The sequence below is a fragment of the Streptomyces sp. NBC_00513 genome, assembly GCF_041431415.1.
Classification (GTDB): Bacteria; Actinomycetota; Actinomycetes; order Streptomycetales; family Streptomycetaceae; genus Streptomyces.
The window spans coordinates 625,594-647,476 of sequence record NZ_CP107845.1 but is presented as its reverse complement, the minus strand read 5'-3'; the positions used below and the strand labels follow the sequence as shown (position 1 = coordinate 647,476).

General features: G+C 71.1%; 24 protein-coding genes. 13 read left to right on the top strand and 11 right to left on the bottom strand.

Annotated features, from left to right (window positions below):
- Positions 1 to 292 precede the first annotated feature (292 nt).
- Genes OHA84_RS03260 through OHA84_RS03250 form a run of 3 tightly spaced genes read left to right on the top strand, consistent with a single transcriptional unit; the run spans position 293 to position 3,830 of the window.
- Complete coding sequence (locus OHA84_RS03260) at positions 293 to 1,969, top strand: FAD-dependent oxidoreductase (RefSeq protein ID WP_266973522.1); 1,677 nt, start codon at positions 293 to 295, stop codon at positions 1,967 to 1,969.
- Positions 1,966 to 3,471, top strand: a complete 1,506-nt coding sequence (locus tag OHA84_RS03255) for an ATP-binding protein (protein ID WP_266973524.1) — start codon at positions 1,966 to 1,968, stop codon at positions 3,469 to 3,471. Before OHA84_RS03260 ends, OHA84_RS03255 begins: the two co-directional genes overlap by 4 nt.
- A complete protein-coding gene (locus OHA84_RS03250; protein WP_053683482.1) occupies positions 3,468 to 3,830 on the top strand; it encodes a UBP-type zinc finger domain-containing protein in 363 nt (120 codons plus the stop codon). The genes OHA84_RS03255 and OHA84_RS03250 overlap by 4 nt, the downstream gene beginning before the upstream one ends.
- Positions 3,831 to 3,940: 110 nt before the next feature.
- Here OHA84_RS03250 and OHA84_RS03245 read toward each other — a convergent pair whose 3' ends face one another.
- The 3 genes from OHA84_RS03245 to OHA84_RS03235 form a co-directional block, all read right to left on the bottom strand.
- Positions 3,941 to 4,213 carry a hypothetical protein gene (locus OHA84_RS03245; protein WP_053683484.1) on the bottom strand — a complete coding sequence of 91 codons (273 nt, stop codon included), beginning with the start codon at positions 4,211 to 4,213 and terminating at the stop codon, positions 3,941 to 3,943.
- Between the two features lie 220 nt (positions 4,214 to 4,433).
- On the bottom strand, positions 4,434 to 5,054 hold the full coding sequence (locus tag OHA84_RS03240) for a TOPRIM nucleotidyl transferase/hydrolase domain-containing protein (protein ID WP_053683486.1): 621 nt from the start codon (positions 5,052 to 5,054) through the stop codon (positions 4,434 to 4,436).
- Positions 5,055 to 5,114: 60 nt separating this feature from the next.
- Positions 5,115 to 5,912 (bottom strand): GNAT family N-acetyltransferase, encoded by a 798-nt coding sequence (locus OHA84_RS03235; protein ID WP_053683488.1) that lies wholly within the window; start codon positions 5,910 to 5,912, stop codon positions 5,115 to 5,117.
- Between the two features lie 439 nt (positions 5,913 to 6,351).
- Here OHA84_RS03235 and OHA84_RS03230 point away from each other — a divergent pair, with 439 nt between their 5' ends.
- Positions 6,352 to 7,479, top strand: a complete 1,128-nt coding sequence (locus OHA84_RS03230; RefSeq protein ID WP_053683524.1) for a glutamate--cysteine ligase — start codon at positions 6,352 to 6,354, stop codon at positions 7,477 to 7,479.
- A 191-nt stretch (positions 7,480 to 7,670) separates the two neighbouring features.
- Positions 7,671 to 7,943 carry a hypothetical protein gene (locus OHA84_RS03225; RefSeq protein ID WP_266973525.1) on the top strand — a complete coding sequence of 91 codons (273 nt, stop codon included), beginning with the start codon at positions 7,671 to 7,673 and terminating at the stop codon, positions 7,941 to 7,943.
- Positions 7,944 to 8,181: 238 nt separating this feature from the next.
- On the opposite strand, the gene OHA84_RS03220 is transcribed toward OHA84_RS03225, so the two are convergent.
- Positions 8,182 to 8,421, bottom strand: a complete 240-nt coding sequence (locus tag OHA84_RS03220; protein WP_159041605.1) for a hypothetical protein — start codon at positions 8,419 to 8,421, stop codon at positions 8,182 to 8,184.
- 773 nt (positions 8,422 to 9,194) lie between these two features.
- Positions 9,195 to 9,731 carry an NUDIX hydrolase family protein gene (locus tag OHA84_RS03215; protein WP_053683494.1) on the bottom strand — a complete coding sequence of 179 codons (537 nt, stop codon included), beginning with the start codon at positions 9,729 to 9,731 and terminating at the stop codon, positions 9,195 to 9,197.
- A gap of 412 nt (positions 9,732 to 10,143) precedes the next feature.
- Between OHA84_RS03215 and OHA84_RS03210 the strand changes: the two genes are divergently transcribed.
- The 3 genes from OHA84_RS03210 (at position 10,144) to OHA84_RS03200 (ending at position 12,723) form a co-directional block, all read left to right on the top strand.
- Positions 10,144 to 10,719: a ribosome-inactivating family protein gene (locus OHA84_RS03210; protein WP_266973527.1), complete on the top strand. Its 576-nt coding sequence runs from the start codon at positions 10,144 to 10,146 to the stop codon at positions 10,717 to 10,719.
- Between the two features lie 421 nt (positions 10,720 to 11,140).
- Positions 11,141 to 11,965, top strand: a complete 825-nt coding sequence (locus tag OHA84_RS03205; RefSeq protein WP_053683499.1) for a hypothetical protein — start codon at positions 11,141 to 11,143, stop codon at positions 11,963 to 11,965.
- On the top strand, positions 11,962 to 12,723 hold the full coding sequence (locus OHA84_RS03200; RefSeq protein WP_266973529.1) for a class F sortase: 762 nt from the start codon (positions 11,962 to 11,964) through the stop codon (positions 12,721 to 12,723). Before OHA84_RS03205 ends, OHA84_RS03200 begins: the two co-directional genes overlap by 4 nt.
- Positions 12,724 to 12,838: 115 nt before the next feature.
- Here the strand turns inward: OHA84_RS03200 and OHA84_RS03195 are convergent, their stop codons facing one another.
- Positions 12,839 to 13,447 carry an O-methyltransferase gene (locus tag OHA84_RS03195; RefSeq protein ID WP_266973531.1) on the bottom strand — a complete coding sequence of 203 codons (609 nt, stop codon included), beginning with the start codon at positions 13,445 to 13,447 and terminating at the stop codon, positions 12,839 to 12,841.
- 321 nt (positions 13,448 to 13,768) lie between these two features.
- Between OHA84_RS03195 and OHA84_RS03190 the strand changes: the two genes are divergently transcribed.
- A complete protein-coding gene (locus tag OHA84_RS03190) occupies positions 13,769 to 14,755 on the top strand; it encodes an alpha/beta fold hydrolase (protein ID WP_266973533.1) in 987 nt (328 codons plus the stop codon).
- A 72-nt stretch (positions 14,756 to 14,827) separates the two neighbouring features.
- Here the strand turns inward: OHA84_RS03190 and OHA84_RS03185 are convergent, their stop codons facing one another.
- Positions 14,828 to 15,442: a TetR/AcrR family transcriptional regulator gene (locus OHA84_RS03185; protein WP_266973535.1), complete on the bottom strand. Its 615-nt coding sequence runs from the start codon at positions 15,440 to 15,442 to the stop codon at positions 14,828 to 14,830.
- A 187-nt stretch (positions 15,443 to 15,629) separates the two neighbouring features.
- On the opposite strand from OHA84_RS03185, the gene OHA84_RS03180 reads away from it, so the two are divergent.
- Positions 15,630 to 16,832 (top strand): NAD(P)/FAD-dependent oxidoreductase, encoded by a 1,203-nt coding sequence (locus OHA84_RS03180; RefSeq protein ID WP_266973537.1) that lies wholly within the window; start codon positions 15,630 to 15,632, stop codon positions 16,830 to 16,832.
- A gap of 113 nt (positions 16,833 to 16,945) precedes the next feature.
- On the opposite strand, the gene OHA84_RS03175 is transcribed toward OHA84_RS03180, so the two are convergent.
- A complete protein-coding gene (locus tag OHA84_RS03175) occupies positions 16,946 to 17,845 on the bottom strand; it encodes an NAD-dependent epimerase (RefSeq protein WP_266973539.1) in 900 nt (299 codons plus the stop codon).
- 96 nt (positions 17,846 to 17,941) lie between these two features.
- Between OHA84_RS03175 and OHA84_RS03170 the strand changes: the two genes are divergently transcribed.
- On the top strand, positions 17,942 to 18,379 hold the full coding sequence (locus OHA84_RS03170) for a glutaredoxin domain-containing protein (protein WP_266973541.1): 438 nt from the start codon (positions 17,942 to 17,944) through the stop codon (positions 18,377 to 18,379).
- Between the two features lie 28 nt (positions 18,380 to 18,407).
- On the opposite strand, the gene OHA84_RS03165 is transcribed toward OHA84_RS03170, so the two are convergent.
- Together OHA84_RS03165 and sigJ are read right to left on the bottom strand one after the other, a co-directional pair.
- On the bottom strand, positions 18,408 to 18,782 hold the full coding sequence (locus OHA84_RS03165) for a VOC family protein (RefSeq protein WP_266973543.1): 375 nt from the start codon (positions 18,780 to 18,782) through the stop codon (positions 18,408 to 18,410).
- A gap of 206 nt (positions 18,783 to 18,988) precedes the next feature.
- Complete coding sequence (gene sigJ, locus OHA84_RS03160) at positions 18,989 to 19,936, bottom strand: RNA polymerase sigma factor SigJ (protein WP_053683531.1); 948 nt, start codon at positions 19,934 to 19,936, stop codon at positions 18,989 to 18,991.
- Positions 19,937 to 20,133: 197 nt separating this feature from the next.
- Between sigJ and OHA84_RS03155 the strand changes: the two genes are divergently transcribed.
- Together OHA84_RS03155 and OHA84_RS03150 are read left to right on the top strand one after the other, a co-directional pair.
- Positions 20,134 to 20,568 carry a hypothetical protein gene (locus OHA84_RS03155; RefSeq protein WP_266973544.1) on the top strand — a complete coding sequence of 145 codons (435 nt, stop codon included), beginning with the start codon at positions 20,134 to 20,136 and terminating at the stop codon, positions 20,566 to 20,568.
- Positions 20,569 to 20,664: 96 nt separating this feature from the next.
- Positions 20,665 to 21,162 carry a DUF4232 domain-containing protein gene (locus tag OHA84_RS03150; protein WP_078999608.1) on the top strand — a complete coding sequence of 166 codons (498 nt, stop codon included), beginning with the start codon at positions 20,665 to 20,667 and terminating at the stop codon, positions 21,160 to 21,162.
- A gap of 63 nt (positions 21,163 to 21,225) precedes the next feature.
- Here OHA84_RS03150 and OHA84_RS03145 read toward each other — a convergent pair whose 3' ends face one another.
- Entirely contained in the window at positions 21,226 to 21,876 is a 651-nt protein-coding gene (locus OHA84_RS03145; protein WP_266973545.1) for an HAD family phosphatase, read from the bottom strand.
- Between the last annotated feature and the right edge of the window lie 7 nt (positions 21,877 to 21,883).

Below are 21,883 nucleotides of genomic sequence, written 5' to 3'. Positions count from 1 at the left end.
CTCTCCTTCGGAAGGGCGGTGCGTCGGCGCGCGTCCACGTCACCGGTGAAAGAAGAAAAACTGAGGGACGAATATGCGGGCAATCCGCCCGGATCCATGAGCACGCTAACGGTCGGTGCACCCGATCGGCCCCCGAATGCCAGGGGTGTTACCTCGATGCGGTGATCTGTCCCGCAGGGGAGTGCACAGTCCCCGGTGTCCCGGAGCGACCCCGGACGATCGAACATACGATGGGCGGGAACCGGCGCGGGCGGCTTGCCGTGCCCCTCGGACTCGGGGTGGGAGAGGACGTATGGCAGAGGTGGCCGACACAGCGCGGACCGTCATCCTGACCGTGGACGACGACCCGGGGGTCTCCCGTGCCATCGCCCGCGACCTGAGGCGACGCTACGGCGCCACCTACCGGATCGTGCGGGCCGAGTCCGGCGAGTCGGCGCTGGAGGCGCTGCGCGAGCTGAAGCTGCGCGGCGACCTGGTGGCCGCGATCCTGGCCGACTACCGCATGCCGCAGATGAACGGCATCGAGTTCCTCGAACAGGCCCTGAGCGTGTACCCAGGCGCGCGGCGCGTGCTGCTGACCGCGTACGCCGACACCAACGCGGCCATCGACGCGATCAACGTCGTCGACCTCGACCACTACCTGCTCAAGCCGTGGGACCCGCCGGAGGAGAAGCTCTACCCGGTCATCGACGACCTGCTGCTGGCCTGGCGCTCCAGCGACCACAAGCCGGTGCCCGCCACCAAGGTGATCGGGCACCGTTGGTCGGCGCGCTCCTCCGAGGTGCGGGAGTTCCTGGCCCGCAACCAGGTGCCGTACCGCTGGTACTCCTCCGACGAGCCCGAGGGACGGCGGCTGCTGGAGGCGGCCGGGGCCGACGGGCAGCGACTCCCGCTGGTGGTCACTCCGGACGGCGGCGTGCTGATCGAGCCGGAGGCGGCCGAGTTGGCGGCCCGGGTGGGGCTCGCGACGACACCGGCCGCCGACTTCTACGACCTCGTCGTGATCGGCGGTGGCCCGGCCGGGCTGGGCTCGGCCGTGTACGGGGCCTCCGAGGGGCTGAGGACGGTACTGGTCGAGCGGTCCGCGACCGGCGGGCAGGCCGGGCAGAGCTCCCGCATCGAGAACTACCTCGGTTTTCCGGACGGCGTGTCGGGCGCGCAGCTCACGGATCGCGCGCGCCGCCAGGCAGGCCGGTTCGGAGCCGAGATCCTCACCGCGCGCGAGGTCACGGGGCTGGAGGTCAACGGCTCGGCGCGCGTCGTCCGCTTCTCCGACGGTTCGACGGTCGCCGCGCACAGCGTCATCCTGGCGACCGGCGTGTCGTACCGGCAGCTCCGGGCACCGGGCTGCGACGACCTGACCGGCTGCGGGGTGTACTACGGCTCCTCGCTCACCGAGGCCGCCTCCTGCCTGGAGCAGGACGTGTACATCGTCGGTGGCGCCAACTCCGCCGGGCAGGCGGCGATGTACCTCGCGCGGGGTGCGAAGTCGGTGACCCTGCTGGTGCGCGGAGATTCCCTGACCGCGTCGATGTCGTACTACCTGATCCAGCAGATCGAAGAGGCGCCGAACATCACGGTGCGCACCCGGACCGTCGTCGATGCCGCGCACGGCGACGGACACCTGGAACAGCTGACGCTCCGGGACGTGGACAGCGGAGTGACCGAACTCGTCGACGCGCAGTGGATGTTCGTCTTCATCGGCGCGGCTCCGTTGACCGACTGGCTGGACGGCACGGTGCTGCGCGACGAGCACGGCTTCATCCTGGCCGGACCGGACCTGACGTCGGACGGGCGACCACCGGCCGAGTGGGAACTGGACCGTCCGCCCTACCACCTGGAAACCAACGTTCCCGGCGTCTTCGTGGCGGGCGACGCTCGCGCCCGGTCCGCGAAGCGCGTCGCGTCCGCAGTCGGAGAGGGAGCCATGGCCGTGATGCTCGTCCACCGGTATCTGGAGCAGTCATGAGCGGGCAGATCATGCCCTGCGGTCCGCAGGAGATCGCGTCGCTGTTCCTGTTCGAGAAGCTCTCCCCGGAGCAGCTCGGGAGGCTGTGCGGCGAGGGGCGGGTGGAGCGGTTCGAGCCCGGCCCGGTGTACACCGAGGGCGACCCGGCCACCTGCTTCTACGTGATGATCGAGGGCACCGTCGTACTGTCCCGCCGGGTCGGCGGCGACGACGTCGAGGTGAGCCGTACCTCCCAGCGCGGCGTGTACTCGGGAGCCATGCAGGCGTACCTGGGCGACCGGGTACCGCAGACGTACAACAACTCGATGCGGGTGACGGAGCCGACCCGGTTCTTCGTGCTGCCCGCGCAGTCGTTCGCGGACGTCATGCAGGAATGGTTCCCGATGGCCGCCCACCTGTTGGAGGGGCTCTTCTTCGGTTCGAAGAACACCCAGCGGGCCATCGGGCAGCGCGAACGGCTGCTGGCTCTCGGCTCGTTGTCCGCCGGACTCACCCACGAGCTCAACAACCCGGCCGCGGCCGCCGTCCGGGCCACCGCGACGCTGCGCGAACGGGTGGGCAAGATGCGGCACAAGCTGGCGGTCATCGCCCAGGGCCCCTACTCCCGCGAGGCCCTGGCCGACCTCATCGAGATCCAGGACCGCACCGCCGAACGCGTCGCCAAGGCTCCGGTGTTGAGCCCCCTGGAGGCATCCGACCGCGAGGACGAACTCGCCGACTGGCTCGACGACCACGGCATCCCGGAGGGTTGGCGCATCGCGCCCACCTTCGTGCAGGCCGGGCTCGACATCGACTGGCTGGAGCAGGTCGCCGCGACCGTCGCCGAGGACGTCCTGCCCGGGGCGATCGGCTGGCTCAACTACACCGTCGAGACCGAACTGTTGATGGACGAGATCGACGACTCCACCACCCGCATCTCCCACCTCGTGGACGCCGCCAAGCAGTACTCCCAGCTCGACCGGGCCCCGCACCGGGTCGTCGACGTGCACGAACTCCTCGACAGCACCCTGCTGATGCTGTCCGGCAAGATCGGCCCCCGGGTGCGCGTCGTCAAGGAGTACGACCGTTCCGTGCCGGACGTGCCCGCCTATCCGGCGGAACTCAACCAGGTGTGGACCAACCTCATCGACAACGCCGTCTTCGCCATCGGCAGCACCGGCCGCGACGGCACCCTGACGGTCCGCACGGCACGGGAGGGGGACCGGCTGCTCGTGGAGTTCCGCGACACCGGCCCCGGGATCCCCGCGGACATCCGCAGCCGCATCTTCGACCCCTTCTTCACCACCAAACCGGTCGGTGAAGGCACCGGGCTCGGCCTGGACATCTCCTGGCGCATCGTCGTGAGCAAGCACCACGGAAGCCTCCACGTCGAGTCCGAACCGGGTGACACCCGCTTCCAGGTGCTGCTGCCCCTGACCGCCTCGGAAGCCGATGCCGCACCCGAGGCCGGAACCGAAACCGCGACTGAAACCGAGACCGAGACCACCGAGGAGCCCGCATGACAGGAACAGGCGGAATCGACGGAATCGACCCGAGCGCCGCGCCTTCCGGCACCGGCTGTGTCGACTGCGACGCGGCGGGCGGCTGGTGGGTCCACCTACGGCGCTGCGCCCAGTGCGGCCACATCGGCTGCTGCGACTCCTCGCCGGCCCAGCACGCCACCGCCCACTGGAAGTCCACCGGTCACCCCGTGGTGCAGAGCTTCGAGCCGGGCGAGGAGTGGTTCTGGGATTACGCCAAGAACGCGCTGTACGAGTCCGGGCCCGAGCTGACGCCACCCGGCGAGCACCCCGCGGATCAGCCGGCGCCGGGCCCGGCCGGACGGGTCCCGCAGGACTGGCAGCAGCAGTTGCACGACTGACCGGCTCCATTCGCCCTCCCGAGCGGCCTCCCCGAAGACAGCGAGCGGCCCCGCACACACCCTCGTGTGCGGGGCCGAACCGGCCGTTTCGTACGGGGAGTCGCGGAGCCCTAGTTGGGGGCCACCCGGCAGGCCGAGACCGCGGTCCCGTTGGTCACGCCGCCCGCGGTCAGGCCGGAGACGCACTGTGCGTGGTCGCCGGTCAAGCCGACGTAACACGCCATCCGGATCGAGTCCGGGGCTTCGCCGCCCTGGAGCTCCCGCTCGACCTGGTTGATGCAGGCCGTGACGTCCGCGTGGGCGGCGGGGGCGATGAAGCCCGCTCCGCCGAGCGCGAGGGTCAGGCCGGCGAGGACACCTGCGAATCGGGTCGACGCGCGCATGGAACGCACCTGCTCTCCGGGATGATCGCGCGGCCCGGGACATGGATGCCCCGGATCCGCTTGGGATCGGTGCCGAGCGCATGCGGCCGATGTGTGGCCACCGGGCCCGGGCTCCCGCACCGGACCGGCCCGGCAGGGCCTTCCCTCCCCTTTCGACGCTAGAGCAGCCCCCTGGGACGCGCATCCGCTGGGGTTCGGCAACCCGGCCGACGTGCGTCGGTCACAGGCTCTTCAGCAGGTCGTCGAGCGGGGCCGGCACCTGCCCGGGGTCGAGGGCTTCCGCGAGGAGGCGACCGTATCGGATCTTGCGGCCCTTCCTCGTGCCGAGGAAGCGCCGCAACTGCCGGTGCCGAGGTCGATCGTGTTGGGCGGGCTGGCGCAGGAAGGTCTGCCAGGCACGGAGGTCGTCGTCCTCGGCCCGTACGATCTCCTCGACCCTGGCCGCGCCCAGCGCGCGGATGAGCTCCTCCTCAAGGTCCGCCACGCACGCGAAGACGTCCCGGCACGGCGCCCCCGCGCGTTCCAAGCCGCGCTCGTAGAAGGGCCGTTCGCGCTCGTCGCACAATCCCGTCAGGCGCAGGCCGAGGCCGGGTGGTCCGAGGAGGCCGGCGTAGCGGCCGACGCTCATCGCCCCGCCCATCGACACGACGCACACCCCCTCGGCGGCAAGGTCGCGGCCACGTCGTACGGTCAGCGCCTCCACGGCCGCGAGGTCGCTCGGGCCTTCCAGGAGCACCGCGGTCCGTAGCCCCAGCAGCATCGCCAGTTCGCCGGCCGGCCCGCCCGGGCCGCCGCTCGCCCAGTCATCGACCGCGTTCCGGAATGCCTGTATGTCCGCCATGGAGCGAGTCTGCTCTCTCGCCGACGGCACGGCACGCGATATTCCAGGGCCCCGCTCGTGTCAGTCGGTCGCCGCCCGCGCGGTGAAGGTGGCCTCGGCGAACTCGGTGACCTCGGTGAAGCCGAGCCTGCGGTAGAGCCCGACAGCCGTGGCGTTGTCCGCGCGGACGTTGAGCCCGATGTGGTCCACACTCTGCCCCAGCCGCCGACACAGCGCGGCGACGCACGCCCCGCCCGCGCCCTGCCCGCGCACCTCGGGATGCGTGGTGACGTTCCCGATCGCCGCGACCCGGTAGGTGGCCGAGTGGACGTGCACGCCCGCGACCGCCACCAGCCGCCCGTCCTGCCGGGCTCCCAGGTACTGCCCGGTGTCGAGCATCCGGTGGTCGAACCAGTTGCCCGGGTAGGCCTGCTCGAACAGCGCGAGCAGCTCCGGCAGGTCGCTCCGGTCCAGCGGGGCGGGCCGCCACGGACCGGCCGGGTGTCGAGCGGCACGGTCGGGGTCCGCGAGCGCCATGCGCAGCAGGGTGCCGTGGGGCCTTGCCTCGTACGCCGCTTCCAGCACCTTGCCCGCGGCTCCCGTGAGGTGACCGAAGAAGCGCCGGGGGAGGATCGGCGCCAGCGCCCCGGCGAGTTCCTCCAGCCGGGCGCCCTCCTCGGGGCGGGCGAAGGCGAGCACGGTCGGGATGGAGCCGACCGAGTACACCAAGGCGACCGGGCCGTCCCGCGACACCGTGTACCAACTGGTGTGCGGCCACAACAGGTCGTCCAGGTCGCCGAGTTCCATCAGGTGCATCGCCGGGTCGCGCCGGAAGCGGTCGGCCAGGGCGGCTCGGTCGTGAAGACTGCGCAAGGTCACCCGCCCAGCCTACGGCGACGTTCCGACCCGGCCCCCGCCAGGGCCGTGCCGAGCCCGGGCGCGGGGTCCGCGGCCCCTCCAGGCCACGACCGCGGTGTCGAGGGGCTCGGCGTCCGGGTGCCCGGGTTTGTCCGGGTGCCCGGGTCTGGGTTTGTTGGAGTACGCACAAACTGCTCCATGACGGTGAACGTCGTGAGCGGCGGACGGGACATCCGGGTGGGTGTCCGTCCCGCGCCGCGCGCCGGCGAGACAACACCGGGTCGCGGTGCTTTCGTGTCCGGGACCAGGGTCGGCTCGGACGCCCCTGCTCGGCCGGTTCTCGGCCCTCTTCCCCTGTGGGCCCGGCGGGCCCCGCAGCACCGTTCGGGGCGGCCCGCATGGCCGGGGGCGGTCTGGGGAAGACGGGGCGCATCTGATCGGCGATGTGATGGGTGAAGGCATGCGAAGTGTGGGCGTGGAAGAGGAACTGCTCCTGGTGGACGCCACCAGCGGTGTTCCGCTGGCCCTGTCGGGGCACGTCCTGGAGGCGGCGGACCGGTCCGCCGGGCAGCGTCCGAAGGACGACTGGGAGCGGGGCCACACCTTCGAGAGGGAGCTCGCCAAGGAGCAGGTCGAGTTCGCCACCAAGCCGGTCACGGACATGGGCGACCTGGCGCGCGAGATCGGTCGGTGGCGCAGGGAGGCGGCGCGGCACGCGGAAGGCGTCGGCGCGGTCGTGGCCGCCCTGGGCACCTCGCCGCTGCCGGTGGAGCCCTCCTTGAACACCGGCCGCCGCTACCAGTGGGTGGCCGAGCAGTTCGGGCTGACGGCGCAGGAGCAGCTGACCTGCGGCTGCCACATCCACGTGTCGGTGGAGTCGGACGAAGAGGGCGTAGCGGTGCTCGACCGGATGCGGCCCTGGCTCGCCGTCCTGACCGCGCTCAGTGCGAACTCGCCCTTCTGGCAGGGCCAGGACACCGGGTACGGGAGCTATCGGAGCCGGGTGTGGAACCGGCTGCCGTCCGCCGGTCCCGTGGACCTCTTCGGGTCCGCCGACGGCTACCGACGCCAGGTCCGGGCCATGGTCGACAGCGGTGTGCTCCACGACGAGGGGATGATCTGGTTCGACGCCCGGCTGTCGGCGGCGTATCCCACCGTCGAGGTGAGGGCCGCGGACGTCTGCCTCGACGGGTCGACCCCGGTCCTGCTGGCCGCTCTCGTACGAGGCCTCGTCGAGACGGCCGCCCGGTCCTGGCGCGCCGGGGAACCGCCCGCCCCGGTCAGTACGAGCCTGCTGCGGCTGGCGGCCTGGCAGGCGGGGCGCTCGGGTCTGGAAGGTTTCCTGCTGCATCCCGAGACGATGCGGCAGACCTCGCCCGAGGAGGCGGTCGACGCCCTCTACCGGCACGTGCGGGAGGCGCTCCTCGACCACGGGGACGACGCACTGGTCAGCGAGGGCCTCGAAGTCCTGCTCCGGGAAGGCAACGGCGCCCGTGTGCAGCGCGAGCTCCTGCGCGCCGGAGGCGATCTCGCCGCGGTCGTCACCCGCTGTGCCGAGATCACCGTCGAGACAGCCGCCACGAGCTGAGCGGTCCCGTACCCGTGAAAGCACCGGCGCGCGAAAGCACCGGGCGGCGGTGGTGCCGGCACGCCTACCGGGCGGAGGGCCCCGCCTGCCCGGCGTGCGCCACACGGGTGCGTGCGCGAGGTCGCGCCGGGTGTTCGTGAGATCAGCGTGCTAGAGATATGGAGGAATCAGTAGAAAACAGGAGGTATGTGATGATGCGTGCACGTCTTCTTCGCATGGCGGCTGTCGCGGGTACCGCTGCGGTCCTGACCCTCGGCGGAGCCGCCGTGGCCGCCGCCGACGGAGGTGTCGGCAACGCGGGCATCGGCAACTCGGGTGTGGGCAACGCCGGTATCGGCAACTGGGGCATCGGCAACGCCGGCATTGTCAACTCGGGCATCGGCAACGCCGGTATCGACAACTCGGGCATCGGCAGCGCGGGCATCGGCAACACGGGTATCGGCAGCGCCGGCATCGGCAACTAGGACCGACCCGGACCACCTGTGCCCCCGGTGCCTCGGGTCGCCGTCTCGGACGGACGGACCGGGGTACGGGGGCGCCGCGCCGACCTCCACGCGCTGCGGGTCGGCGGCCGAAGGCTCCCGCACCGGCTCAGTCGACGGGCCGGTGCGGGAACCCTGTGCGCTGGGGCTGATGGACCAGGCCGACCGATGCCGGAGAGCGTGGCTCCTCGAACCGGCGGACCGGGTCCGTCATGCCTGTTCAGCAGTCGTCGCCGTAACCTCCGCCCCAACCACCCCAGTCGTCATCGTCGTCGTACCAGCCGTGGTTGTAGCCGTGGTCGTCGTCGTCATCCCAGCCGCCACCGTGGCTCACAGAGCTGACGGAGTGGGTGGGGGCTGCCGCCGAGGCCGTGCCGGCTGCACCGAGGGCGGCGCCCCCGGCCATCAGAACACCGGCGGCCGAAATGGCGAAGAGCCGCTTCACTCTCAGTCCTTGCATGGTTGTTCCCCTTCTCTTGTGTGCCACTCACGGCGACACGGGAGCCGATGCCGTCGCGCGCGGGGGATGCGCGCGGCTCGCGCAGATGACCACACCAATGCGATGGCGTCCCCACTGTCAACGCGTCCTCGTCGGGTCGCGGATCTTTTGGACTGGGGCGCTCGATCAAGCCTCGCGCTGTGGCGCATCACTGGGGGTCGAGAATGCTCCCCGCAGTTGCGGCTCTCATCAACAAAGGCTAGTCACACACCGACGACTCGGCATCTTGTCGGCGACCGGGTCCACATTTCCGCAGCTCGAAGGCATGTCGGCGCCCCGGGGCAAGCCCGGCGCACCGATCCCGGCCCGCCCTCCAGGCCCGCCCCCCAGGAGACGAAGCCCACGATCCCGGAGCCGGGGCGTGCCTGCGCGGGGCGCAGCAGGGCCGTCCGTGCCCCGCGCATCCAGCCGACGACTTCCTCGATGGCGCCGAGGACGGAGGGGTCCAGGGGAGGGGCATGGCCCTCCCGCCGGATCTCCTCGAACCGTGCCAAGGCCTCCAGGCACTGTTCGTGAGTCCACTCGCCTCAGCGCGGACGGTCGTCCGACGGGACGACGGCGGGAAGCCCGCGCCACCGCCCGAACTCCGCGAGCGACATCGCGGTGACCCGCAGAGCCCGGAGCCCCTCGTCGACGACCTCCAGCCGGTCGCCCCGGAACGGGCAGAACCAGGAGTCTTGCCGCGCCCCCGGTGGGCCGGGGGCGCGCGGCGGCACTGTGTGCAGACGGATCCGTCAGTAGACCAGGCCGACGTGTGCGAGTGCCTGCTTCAGCAACACCTCGTGCCCGCCCGGCATTTCGCTCTGCACGGCCTGCGAAGCAGCCTCCTGCGGGCTGAACCAGACCAGGTCCAGCGCGTCCTGCCGGGGCCGGCAGTCGCCGGCCACCGGCACGATGTAGGCGAGGGAGACCGCGTGCTGGCGCGGGTCGTGGTAGGAGGTGACACCGGCCGTGGGGAAGTACTCGGCGACGGTGAAGGGCTGGGGCGAGGCGGGAACCCGAGGCAGGGCCACCGGGCCGAGGTCCTTCTCCAGATGACGCAGCAACGCGTCACGGACCCGCTCGTGGTGCAGGACGCGACCGGACACCAGGGTCCGGCTGACCGTTCCGTCCGGACCGATGCGCAGCAGCAGTCCGATGCTGGTGACTTCGCCGCTGTCGTCCACGCGCACGGGCACCGCGTCCACGTAGAGGATCGGCATGCGGGCGCGAGCCGTCTCCAGTTCGTCCGCGGTCAGCCAGCCGGGCGTGGTCTCGGTCGTGTCAGACATTGCTCGATCATACTTTGCGGGTGGGGTGCGCAGGGCAAGTGGCCGGCTCCGGTCTTCGAGCCCGGCCGCGCGGACGCCGGCCCCGGTCTCCGGCGAGCAGGACGCGGCCGGCCCGTGAGGAACCGCGAGCGGCCGGCTCGTCCCTGCCTTCGGCGACACGGGATCACGCGATGAGTTTTTGGCATCAGAGGCCAAGTATTGGCACCGCTGTTGCTCTGACGACTACAAAGGACCGGACCGAACCAGGCCCGGCGACGCGGATGATTCAACCCGTCGAAGATCGGGATTACATCGAAGGCGGTGGATGTGTCGTGCGTGAGTGCAGCAGGATCGAACCGATCGCGGTCGACTTCCCTCTGGGCAGTCCGAGTTCCGGATCCGCAACCTGATGTGTGCTGCCATGTTGAAACCCGTGTCGTTCTCCGTGGAGAGCGCGTCGGTGGACGCGTACCGCCTCCTCGCTTTGACCATACGATCGAGAGCGGCGAAGGCGCAGGGCTTTACCAGACGGGCGGGTCACGGTGAAGGGAGGATGCAGTACCTCCCCGTACGCATTCAGCTGAGGGGATTGTTCATCGAGCTCTACATCGAGCTCAGGGCGCAGAATGCGGGCCTTCGCATCGTCGGATTCCGTAACACCTACGAGAACGGTCAGGCTCCGCCCGAAGGCTATTTCCGTCATGTGCGGGACTCGGTCGCGCCACCTGGAATCCGCCGAGCGGAGGCCCTGCCGTTCGGCGGAGGGTGTTCCGCCCTGGAGAGGGCGGCGGACGTGAGGCGGACGGGCCTCACCCTGGGGCGACGCCCCATGAACAACGCGGTCGTCTGGCTGCACCGGAACAGGGAGCCGAGGCGCACCGCGCACGGGATCCTCGTGCTTTCGGAAATGCTCTGCGAGGCTGCCGGCTCCCCGGTCGTGGCGGACGAGATGTCACGCATCTGGATGACCGGGGGCCCGCTCTCGGCCACGACGAGGGCGGCCGCGTAACAGCGGACGACGCCTTTCCCACCGTGGGTGACGAGATCCGGACGAGGGTCGACACCACGTCGAGCGAAGGCGCGAGGCGTCGCAGGACGGCGCCTGGTATTCCCACGCAGGGGTAAAGGCAGCCGCCCGGTGATTCCCGTCCACATTCATGCGCATGGCCGCGACATCTCCATGGAGACCTACTCGCCCTGGCAGTCGGCCGGGTGACGCCGAGGCGACGGAGTGTCGTCGCGCCCGCTTTTTCGAGGACGTTCCCACTGGTCGGGACACGGATCGCCGAACTTTCGAAAAATTCTTCAACCAAGCACCAATCCAAGGGCGTTGGGGCCCCGAAGTACCAGCGAGACCCTTTCCGGGGGATCATCTCATCCCCGTACCATCTGCGATTCCCTTCCCGGGAATACACGGAGCAGGAGCGAATGTGATAGTCAAGCGAACTGGTCGCCTCGTGGTGCTCGCCACCGTGCCCGCCGCCGTCTTCCTGACCCTGGGGCTTTCCGGCCCAGCCCTCGCGCAGGCCGGGAAGGCGTACCAGATCGACCTGGCACAGCTGAACGACTCCGGTTCCCGAGGTACCGTCATGCTCAGCCTCAAGGGCAACCAACTGACCGTGCAGATAGAGTCCGAGGGCATGGTGCCCGGACAACCGTCGGCCCAGCACCTGCACGGATCGACCAAGGGGCACAACTTCCACTGCCCGGACGCGAGCGACGACACCGACGGCGACGGGATCCTCAGCAACACCGAGGCCACGGTCGACTACGGCGACATCAACATCTCCCTCACCACGTCCGGGGACACCAAGGCGACCAGTGGTCTCGCCGTGGAGCGCATGCCCGTCGCCGACAACACGGGCAAGCTCTCCTACAACCGGACGATCACCGTCGGGCAGGACGTCGTCGACCACATCAAGGACCTGCACATCGTGCAGCACGGCATCGACCGCAACAACGACGACAAGTACGACTTCGACGGGGCCGGCAAGAGCGAACTCGACCCGAAGCTGCCCCAGGAGGCCACGGCTCCGACCAACTGCGGCGAGGTCAAGGGAGCGTCCGTGGGATCCATTCCGGTCGGTGGCGTCGAGACGGGCGGCGGTTCTCCGCGGCAGGCGTCGGTGTCGGCGACGACGATGACCGGGGCGGCGCTCGCCGCGGCCGCCGCGATGGCCGGTGCGGTGGCCATCAGGCGCAGGCGCGCCGCCCTGGTCCCCGTCCGTACGGAGAACACCGGGAAGGCCGCGTGAAGCCCGCCGAGGGCCGCGTGCCCACCGCGTCCACCCCCCGGCCGCGCCGCCGCAGGACCGTCGTCCCGCTGGCCGGAGCCGCCCTCGCCACCCTGCTCCTCGCGGGGTGCGGCGGCGAGGACACGGCGGCGCCCCCCGCTCCCGCCGGCCAGGCCCAGCAGGGTCAGGCCCCGCAAGGCGGGGCACCCGCAGGCGCCGCCACCGGAGGTACGCCGTCCGGCAAGCCCTCCACCGGCGGCCACCAGACGGGGTCCGCCGGCGGGTCGCACGGCGGCACGGATGCGGCCGGGGCCAAGCCCGCGCTCGCCCGCTCGGAGCCGCAGAAGATCACGATCCCGTCCCTCGGCTTGTCCAGTTCCCTGGAAACGCTCCGTCAGAAGACGGACGGAACCATGGAGACCCCCAAGAACCCCGATCTCGCGGGCTGGTACGAACCGGGTCCGACCCCCGGCTCCCAAGGGCCCGCCGTGATCGCCGGCCATGTCACCTGGAACGGCGCGTCGGCCGTGTTCGAGAAGCTGAAGACCATGAAGGCCGGTGACACCATCAAGGTGGCCCGCCGGGACAACAAGACGGTCACCTTCAAGGTGGACCGGGTCGCCGAGTACCCGAAGGCCAAGTTCCCCACGGTCGAGGTCTACAAGAACCTCGACCACGCGGGCCTTCGCCTGGTCACCTGCGGCGGCGACTTCGACCCGAAGAAGCACTACTACGACAGCAACGTCGTCGTGTTCGCCAGCATGGCGGGCACCGCGTAGCCGGGAACGGCCGGGCGACGGGGGGCGAGGTGTCCGCCGGCCGCAGACCACACTGCGGCCGGCGGACACCTCGAAGCGCTGGGACTCCGATACGAGCCGAGGCGCCCACGGATCCTCAGGGGATCTTCACGCACAGCGCGCTCTCCCCGAGGGGATGCGTGCGCCGGCGGGCGGGATCGGCCAGGTGGCGGGTCACCGCCGGCGCGGGGCCGAGGATCAGGTTGCCGGCGAGCAGCGTTCCGCCAGGGCGCAGCAGCCGGTACAGGTCCTCCACCACCGCCGGCGTCGGGGTGAACCCGTCGAAGAAGGCGAGATCGTAGGTACCACCGTCGAGTCCGGGCAGGACCTCCTCGGCGGCGCCGGGCAGGACGGAGATCCGTTCGGCGAAACCGCGCCGGGCGATCTCCGCCCGCGCCAGTGCGACGTGCTCCGGATCCATCTCCACGGTCTCGACGTGCGCCCCCGGCGCCGCGTACGCCATGGCCAGGGAGGTGTACCCCAAGGCCGTGCCCACCTCGACGATCCTGCGGGCCCCCACGGCGGCCGCCATCACGGCGGGGAACGACCCCTCGCCGTAGGCGTAGGCACCGCAACGGTGCGCGCGCCGGTGTCGGCGCGTCGCCTCCTGGACGTCGGCGAAGGGGTCCGCCACGTCGACGGGGTGCCGTACGGCGGCGATCACCGCCACACCGGCGGTACGGAACCTGTTCCAACGTGTCGTCACCGGCCTCGCCTTGGATGTGGCGCTTGGCATCCGTCCCTCCTGGACTGCCCGACCTTCCGGACCGGGCTGCGGGATCTGCTGCCGGGGGAGTGAGCACGGACCCGGTGGTCCCCCTCCGGCCGGGCGGTGTCCGGGCCCCGGGGTGTTCGCACCGGCGGTGCGTGGGGGACCCCGACCGAGTGTTGCCAAGACGGCAACAGGAGTCGCGGTGGTCTCGCCGGCCGTCGCATGATCGCTCTGCGCCCCTGACCCGCGGGCCACCCCGTACCGGGCAGTGGCGCACTCGACGTAAGCCGATCGACCGACAGCCCGGAGGAATCCATGTCGCAGCCCGACCCGATCTCGCGTGCCACACATCGCGTGGTCGCCTCTCCCGCCGGCAGGACCCACCTGGTGGAGCAGGGCGCGGGGCCGTTGGTGCTGCTGGTGCACGGGTTCCCGGAGTCCTGGTACTCCTGGCGACACCAACTGCCCGTGCTGGCCGCGGCCGGATACCGCGCTGTGGCGATGGACGTTCGCGGCTACGGGCGTTCCTCCCGGCCCGAGGATGTCGCCTCGTACGGAATGCTCGACCTGGTCGAGGACACCGTCGCCGTCGTGCGGGAGCTCGGCGAGGAGACCGCGGTGATCGTCGGGCACGACTGGGGCTCGACCATCGCCGCGCACTCGGCCCTCATCAGGCCGGACGTCTTCCGCGCGGTCGGCATGCTGAGCGTCCCCTACGCGCCGCCGGGCGGTCCGCGGCCCAGCGACATCTTCGCCGGCATGGGCGGGGACGAGGAGATCTACGTCTCCTACTTCCAGCAGCCCGGTCGGGCCGAAGCCGAGATCGAACCCGACGTCCGCGGGTGGCTCGCGGGCTTCTACGCCGCGTTCTCCGCCGAGACCATGCCCGGACCCGGCGCCCCGGACCCGCACTTCGTCAGCCGAGGCGGGACGCTGCGCGAACGGTTCCCGGCCGACCACTCGCCCGCGTGGCTCGGCGAGGACGAACTCGACTTCTACGCCGGGGAGTTCGAGCGGACCGGACTCGGCGGAGCACTCAACCGCTACCGGAACATGGACCGGGACTGGGAGGACCTCGCCGACTACCGGGGCAGGCCCATCACCCGGCCGTCCCTGTTCCTCGGCGGCGCGCTGGACGCCTCGACCACCTGGATGGCCGAAGCGATCCGGGCCTACCCCACGACCCTGCCCGGTCTGATCTCCTCGCACATCCTCGACGACTGTGGCCACTGGATCCAGCAGGAGCGCCACGAGGAGGTCAACGCCATCCTGACCGCCTGGCTCGCCTCCCTGCCCGCGTGAGCCGGGGGCCGAGCGACGCCCCTACCGTCGAGGCGGCCCGGCTTCCCGTGCCGCTCGGTCGGGCGCCGGGACTCATCGTCGGTCGTCCGGCCGATCGGACCACCCGTGCTCCAGCAGGTCGAAGGCTCGGGTGAGGGCCCGGCGCACATCGCCTTTGCCGTGGGCGGCGCGGGGGGCTTCGAGGGCGAAGTGGGCCAGGGCGGCGCAGCCGGGGTCGTCGGCGGGAAGGCCGCACTCGTCCGCGATGGCCCGCGCGAGGGCGGTCGAGTGGCGCAGCCACATGTTCTGGAGGTAGTCGCGCAGGGCCGGGGTGCTGCTCACCAACTCGAAGAAGTCGGTGAAGCGGGCGTCGCCGGCGGTGGCCGCCAGGCGGTGGCGCAGGGCGTGCTCCCGCAGGGCGGCGGGGATCGAAAGGCCCCGGGGTCGTTCGCGTACGGCGGCGAGCAGTCGGGCTTCCTGGTCGGCGTCCTCGTCGAAGACGAGGGCCTCCTTGACCGGGAAGTGCTTGAACAGCGTGGTGGTGGACACGTCGGCGGCGTCCGCGATCTCGCGGATGCCGACCGCGTCGTAGCCGCGCTCCAGGAACAGGCGCAGCGCGGCATCGGCGATGGCTTGTCGGGTGGCTGCCTTCTTGCGCTCCCGGCGCCCCAGCGGTGCCGACGGGAGGCTCGGATCGGTGTCGTTCACAAGGCGACCCTACCCCTTGGTGGGACGAGCCAGAAAGTGCAACCGTTGCACTTAGTGAGTCGGTGTGCTTTTCTGGAGCGGCGGCCGTGAGGTACTGCCCGGCCCCGCTCTCTCACCCGACACAACCCCGTCCCACAACCCCGTCCCACAGCGGCGAGCCGCAGGGGCGGCACGAACGGAGCACGTCATGAACACCACCCGCACCACACCCCGTATCGCGATCATCGGTGCCGGCCCCGGTGGCCTGATCTGCGCCCGCATCCTGCGGCAGAACGGCATCACCGCGACGATCTACGAGTCGGACACCTCCCGCACCTCCCGCGACCAGGGCGGCAGCCTCGACATGCACCCCGGATCCGGCCGGCACGCTCTGCAACAGGCCGGGCTGCTGGACGACTTCCTCGCCCGGTCCCGTCCCGAAGGCCAGCAGATGCGCCTGCTCGGCCGGGACGGACGCGTCCTGTTCGACGCGATCCCGCCCGAGGCCGACACGGCCGAGGGCAACCCCGAGATCGACCGCGGTCAGTTGCGCGGCCTCCTCCTCGACTCGCTCGATCCCACCACCGTGCGCTGGGGACACAAGCTCACCCGCGTCGAACCCCGCGGCGACGGCACCCACCGCCTGCACTTCAGCGACGCCCTCGCCGCCGACGCGGACGACACCGCCGACATCACCGCCGACGCCGACATGACCACCGACGTCGACCTCGTCATCGGTGCCGACGGCGCCTGGTCCCGGGTCCGCCGCGCCCTGTCCGACGCGACGCCCCGCTACACGGGCGTCACCTTCGTCGAAACAGGCCTCGACGAGGCAGACACCCGCCACCCCGCACTCGCCGAACTCACCGGCAACGGGACCATGATGGCCCTGGACGACAATCTGGGATTCGTCGCCCAGCGCAACAGCGGCGGCCACATCCGCGTCTACGTCGGCATGCGCATCGACGAGGACTGGCAACGGCACGCCGGCCTCGACCCGGCCGACACCACGGCCGTACGCGCGGCCCTGCTCGACCGGTTCGGCGGATGGAGCCCCGACCTGCTCGGTTTCATCACGGACGCCGACACCGGCTACACCAACCGCCCGCTGTACGCCCTGCCGGTGCCGCACACCTGGGCACCCACCCCCGGCCTCACCCTCCTCGGCGACGCCGCCCATCTCATGTCCCCCTTCTCCGGGATGGGCGCCAACCTCGCGATGCTCGACGGAGCCGACCTCGCCCAGGCCCTCGTCGATCACCCCACCGTCGACCAGGCCGTCACCGCGTACGAGAAGATCCTCCTGCCGCGCTCCATCGAGGCCGCCGAAGGGGCGGCCGAAGGCATCGACGGCGCCTTCGCCCCCGACAGCGCCGAACAGACCCTCGCCCACATGACCGGGCACCACTGAGCCGGCCCGGACGAGGTCCGAAGTCGCAGGCCGATCCGGCGGCCTTCGCCGTCCGGAGCCCGGACCGGCCGCCACCGGATCGGGTATCACCCCGCGGTGTGACTCCGCCCTGGTCAGGCCTGCGAACCTCGGGCATCCCACGCGGCGAGGACCGCGTCGTGCTTGTCCCTTTCCAGGCCGACGGGAACCTCACCCTGTAGGTACTTGGGCCGCGGACACCCACCGTCGCGGAGTGCCCGCCACGTGTCCGCGACGGTCTCGGAGACCGGGCGGCAACGCAGGCCGGCGACCAGCGCCTTGGCCGACGAGGCGGTCCAGGCGCCGGAGACCTCGGGAGTGTCCGGCACCCACAGCGGAACCTCGGTCCACGGGGCGACGTCGTGTTCCCGGAGGAACCGCTCGTCGGCCCACACGAGTTCGGTGTCGGCGCCGGTGGCGTCGACGCAGGCCCGCAACAGCTCGCCCATGGTGGCGTTCCCGGGCACGCCCGTGGTCAGGTACCGGCCGGAGCCGCCCTCGGCGAGCCGGTCGAGAAGGAACCGGGCGATGTCGCGGGCGTCGATGAGCTGCATCGCACGGTCCGGGGACCCCGGAGCCAGTACACGGCCTCCCCGTGCGATGGTCTCCAGCCACCAGGGGAGGCGTCCGACGTTCTCTCCGGGGCCGACGATGATGCCGGGATTGACGATCAAGGCGCGTCCGGGGAAGCCTTCTTCGACCGCCCGCTCGCATCCGGCCTTGAGGGCGTTGTACGGCACGTCGTCCGGTGCGGTGTCCGGGGCGCACGCGTGGCGGGGAAAGGTCTCGTCCACGCCCTTGGCGGGCCAGTCCGCGTAGGCATGGAAGGACGAGACGAACGCGTACGCCCCCGCGCGCCCGGCCAGCGCCCGAACCGACCGCCGTACGGTACGGGGCTCGAACCCGCACGTGTCGATCACCCCGTCCCAGGTGCGATCCGCCGCCGCCGCACGCAACGCGGCCTCGTCCTCGCGGTCGCCGCGGACCACCTCCACGCCGGAAGGCGCCGACGTCTCGTCCTCCGCTCGTTCCTCGGCCCCGCGTGAGTGGCCTGGTTCGAGGCTGTTCGCCTCGTGTATAGGATCGTCGTCATGACCCGTGCCTGGAGCTTGTCGATGCTGTTCGTGCTCTGCGGCTCGGTCCTCGCGGCCGGGGTGCTGTACCGGGGCGCCCCCGGCGCTGCCGCGGTGCTTCTGCTGCTGTTCGGCCTTCTCGCGGGCGTGCACTCGCCTCTGGTCTTCCCGAAGTCGATCAGCGCCGTGGAGGCGCAGCGCCGCAGCGCGGTCGACGGCCGGCCGATCGTCTTCTGGCGGTCGGGCTGCAAGTACTGCATCCGACTGCGCATCCGGTTGGGGCGTGAAGCCGGCCGGTTGCACTGGGTCGACATCTGGCGTGACCCGGACGGCGCGGCAGCCGTCAGGGCGGCCAACGACGGCAACGAGACCGTGCCGACCGTCGTCGTCGCGGGCCGGCCGCACGTCAACCCCGATCCGCGGTGGGTACGCGAACAGTTCGTCCGTTCTCCGTGAACGGGAGTGGGCCGTCGGCGTCAGGGACTCACGGCAACCGGTCGGACTCTCCGCGCAGAACGCAGAACTCGTTGCCTTCGGGATCGGCAAGGACCGCCCAACCTGAACCGTCCGGATTCCGGTGGTCGGCGACGAAGGTCGCACCGAGGCTCAGCAGCCGGTCCACCTCCTGCTCGCGAGAGGTCTCGGGGCGCAGGCACAGATGGATCCGATTCTTGACCGTCTTGGCCTCGGGTACCTGATTGAAGTACAACGCGGGGCCCTCGGCGAGCAGTACCTGAGTCTCCCGGTCACCCGGTCCGACGTCCGGATGGATCGGACGGCCCGTCACACCGCTCCAGAAACGGGCCAGTTCGTAGGCGTTGGCGCAGTCGATCGCCACGTTCTGCACTACCGAAACCATGTGCCCCAGCCTTCCTGATCACGACTCGCCCTCACACCGGATGCGGGCCGAAGGCCTGGTGGGCGCCGGGGAGGCCACGCGTGAACCGCAGGGCTCCCAGCAGTGAGAACAACTCCGCGACCGTACCGGACGAGACGATCACGGTCGACCTGATTCCAGTGCCGACCTCCACCGTCCGGGGTCGTCGCCGCGGATGTGTCGCCGGATCAGGTCTGTGCGTCACCGGTCCACGCGCGGAGCTTCTCCGGGTTGCGGACCGCCCAGATGCGGCTGACGCGGTCGCCGGTGAGGTCGAACGCGGCCACGGTCACGGGGACTCCGGTGTGCTGGGCGACCAGGCCGGGCCGGCCGTTGACCGTTCGCTCCAGGAGTGTCAGGCCCGGGGCCTTGGCGGCGATGTGGATCAGGTACTGGGCGATGCTCCTGCCGCCTTCGACCGGCCGCAGGACGGTTCCGACGAGGCCGCCGCCATCCGCGGTCATCGTGGCGTCGGGGTCGAGGAGACCGACGAGGGTCTCGATGTCCCTGGCCTCCCAAGCCTCCTTGAACCGGCGAACCAGACCGGCCTGCCCGGCCGCCGGCGCCGGGTTCCGCGCGGCACGGACGCGCCGACGGCCCGAGGACGCCAACTGCCGGCAGGCCGCGGGCGTCCGGCCGACGATCGTGGCGACCTCGGCGAAGGGGTAGCGGAAGACGTCGTGCAGGATGAACGCCACGCGTTCCGCCGGCGTCATCGACTCCAGTACGACGAGGAAGGCCATGTCCACCGACTCGTCCAGGACGATCTGGTCGGCGGGGTCGGCCGGCTCGGTCCCGCCGCCCGCGCGCCCACCGATCCACTCCGTACGGTCGGGCAGCGGCTCGGGTATCCACGGGCCGACGTACCGCTCGCGTCGGGCCCGCGCCGAACCGAGCACGTCCAGGCAGATCCGGCCGGCCACCGTCGTCAGCCAGGCACCGGGCGACGCGACGGCCTCCTGCTGTTGCCGGGACAGCGCGAACCAGCGGGTGTAGGCCTCCTGGACGGCGTCCTCGGCCTCGGTCGACGAACCGAGCAGCCTGTAGGCGAGATTGATCAACCGGCGCCGCTCGCCGACGACCACGGTCAGGTGGGGCTCGGACCGGCTGTGACCCGGCTCGGACGCGGCGCTCATGCTCCGGACCACTGCCTGCCTCTCCTCGTTCGCTTCGCCCGCTCATTCCGGATCTCTCCACGGCGGCGAAACACCGCACCGGACAACCGGGTTCGGCGCCTCGCCTCACAAATCGCGGGCCTGCGTCGTCGAGTGAGTGAAGAGCGAATGCAGACACTACTGATCCACCGCCGCGAGGCAGAAGAGGGGTCCACATCATGGCGCCCAGGACGACCCGGACGACCATCCGCACGACGGCCACACCGGGCGGAGGCGGACTGACGTTCCCGCAGGTCGCGATCGGCCTGCAAACCCTGGCCATCTTCTTCCAGGCGGCCACCGCCGGACTGCTGCTGTCCTCGTCCCACGGCGAGGTGTTGCACGGCGTCGGAGCGCGCGTGATGTACGGGGCGTCGATGCTGTACGTGCTCGCCGCGATCCTGGCGTGGCGACCGGGCGGCGGCGAGGCCCGCCCCATCCTGTACGCGTCCGGCTTCCTCGCACTCGCCTCCGTCCAGGTCGTCCTGGGCATCGCGCACGAACCGACGCTGCATGTACCCCTGGGCGTCCTGATGTTCGGCCTCAGCGTATGGGCGCTGTGCCAGGCCCTGTCCAAAGCCGCGGGCGGGGGTTCACCGCGACCCACCCCGTGACGCCCACCATGCATCGGGGACGGCATCACGGGTAGGTGCGACGGACATCAACCATCCGTGCCGGCGCCCGCGCCGGCCCGACGATCGAGGTGAGTCATGGCGACCTCCGCACGAACAGCGATTCCCGCCCTCCTGGCCGTGGCCGTGGGAGCCACGCTGGTGTCCGTCGGTCCGGTGGCCGCCGCCGAGAGGCCGGTACGGGCGAGCACCTGCGCGTCGGGAGACCTCAGCGTGTCCGCCGGGCCGCCGGACGTCGGAGCCGGGCAACTGTACGTACCGCTGCGCTTCACCAACACCGGCGACCGTCCGTGCACCCTGCTCGGATACCCGGGCGTCAGCGTTCTGAGCGAGGAGCAGAAGCAGATCGGGAAGCCGGCGGACCGGGACGGGCAGGTGCCCGCCGCCGTCTCCCTCGCCCCCGGGCGCAGCGCCACGGCCGTCCTCCACACGACGAACGGACCGATCGGCGGCCCGTGCCTGCCCAAGGGGGCGTTCCTGAAGGTCTACGCGCCCGCCTCCAAGGACGCGGTCCTGCTCAAGACGCCCTTCCAGGTCTGCTCGAACCGCTTCACGGTCAGCCCGGTCACGCCGTAGCCGTCGCGAATCATGGCCGGTCGTCGCCACCGTCCGCGGCCGGCCCCGCGCGGCGAGCAGGGGCTACTGCCCGGCGATGAGGGCGGGGAGCGCGCGCATGTCGTGGAAGACGGTGGTACCGGGGCCCTCGAGGCGTTCGGCCGGAGTCAGACCGCCCGCGTAACCGAAGGCGCGCATGCCGGCCGCACGGGCGGCCTGGACGCCGGGCCGGCTGTCCTCGACCACCACACAGGCGGCGGGATCGACCCCCATGTTCCGGGCCGCGTACAGGAACAGATCGGGGGCGGGCTTGCCGCGGGCGACTTCGCCGGCGCTGTAGATGCGGCCGGCGAAACGCTCGTACAGGCCGGTCCGGCCCAGGGTGTGGCGCATCTTGTCGTGCGAGCCGCTGGAGGCCACGCACGTCGGCAGGGTGAGGGCGTCGAGAGCCTCGGGCAGCCCCTCGACGGGGGCGAGATCGGCGTCCACGGCCTCGCGATGCAGCTGCTCGAACCGCTCCGACCAGATCGCCGCCGTCTCCTCGCCCAGCCGGACGGCAACCTGCTCGCGAATGGAGGCGTGCGAGCGCCCGATGAAACGGTCGACGACCTCATCGCCGGTGAGGGGCCAGCCCAACTCGGCGCCCAGGGCGACCTGGACACGGGCCGCCATGCGTTCGCTGTCGACCAGCACACCGTCGCAGTCGAAGATGACGAGTTCAATCGGCTTGATCATCCCGGCA

What these genes read in the sequence shown, in the direction of transcription:
- OHA84_RS03260 (WP_266973522.1), top strand. Translation starts at nt 293, where the DNA reads ATGGCAGAGGTGGCCGACACAGCGCGGACCGTCATCCTGACCGTGGAC.
- OHA84_RS03255 (WP_266973524.1), top strand. Translation starts at nt 1,966, where the DNA reads ATGAGCGGGCAGATCATGCCCTGCGGTCCGCAGGAGATCGCGTCGCTG.
- OHA84_RS03250 (WP_053683482.1), top strand. Translation starts at nt 3,468, where the DNA reads ATGACAGGAACAGGCGGAATCGACGGAATCGACCCGAGCGCCGCGCCT.
- OHA84_RS03245 (WP_053683484.1), bottom strand. Translation starts at nt 4,213, where the DNA reads ATGCGCGCGTCGACCCGATTCGCAGGTGTCCTCGCCGGCCTGACCCTC.
- OHA84_RS03240 (WP_053683486.1), bottom strand. Translation starts at nt 5,054, where the DNA reads ATGGCGGACATACAGGCATTCCGGAACGCGGTCGATGACTGGGCGAGC.
- OHA84_RS03230 (WP_053683524.1), top strand. Translation starts at nt 6,352, where the DNA reads ATGCGAAGTGTGGGCGTGGAAGAGGAACTGCTCCTGGTGGACGCCACC.
- OHA84_RS03225 (WP_266973525.1), top strand. Translation starts at nt 7,671, where the DNA reads ATGATGCGTGCACGTCTTCTTCGCATGGCGGCTGTCGCGGGTACCGCT.
- OHA84_RS03220 (WP_159041605.1), bottom strand. Translation starts at nt 8,421, where the DNA reads ATGCAAGGACTGAGAGTGAAGCGGCTCTTCGCCATTTCGGCCGCCGGT.
- OHA84_RS03215 (WP_053683494.1), bottom strand. Translation starts at nt 9,731, where the DNA reads ATGTCTGACACGACCGAGACCACGCCCGGCTGGCTGACCGCGGACGAA.
- OHA84_RS03190 (WP_266973533.1), top strand. Translation starts at nt 13,769, where the DNA reads ATGTCGCAGCCCGACCCGATCTCGCGTGCCACACATCGCGTGGTCGCC.
- OHA84_RS03180 (WP_266973537.1), top strand. Translation starts at nt 15,630, where the DNA reads ATGAACACCACCCGCACCACACCCCGTATCGCGATCATCGGTGCCGGC.
- OHA84_RS03170 (WP_266973541.1), top strand. Translation starts at nt 17,942, where the DNA reads ATGACCCGTGCCTGGAGCTTGTCGATGCTGTTCGTGCTCTGCGGCTCG.
- OHA84_RS03165 (WP_266973543.1), bottom strand. Translation starts at nt 18,782, where the DNA reads ATGGTTTCGGTAGTGCAGAACGTGGCGATCGACTGCGCCAACGCCTAC.
- sigJ (WP_053683531.1), bottom strand. Translation starts at nt 19,936, where the DNA reads ATGAGCGCCGCGTCCGAGCCGGGTCACAGCCGGTCCGAGCCCCACCTG.
- OHA84_RS03155 (WP_266973544.1), top strand. Translation starts at nt 20,134, where the DNA reads ATGGCGCCCAGGACGACCCGGACGACCATCCGCACGACGGCCACACCG.
- OHA84_RS03150 (WP_078999608.1), top strand. Translation starts at nt 20,665, where the DNA reads ATGGCGACCTCCGCACGAACAGCGATTCCCGCCCTCCTGGCCGTGGCC.
- OHA84_RS03145 (WP_266973545.1), bottom strand. Translation starts at nt 21,876, where the DNA reads ATGATCAAGCCGATTGAACTCGTCATCTTCGACTGCGACGGTGTGCTG.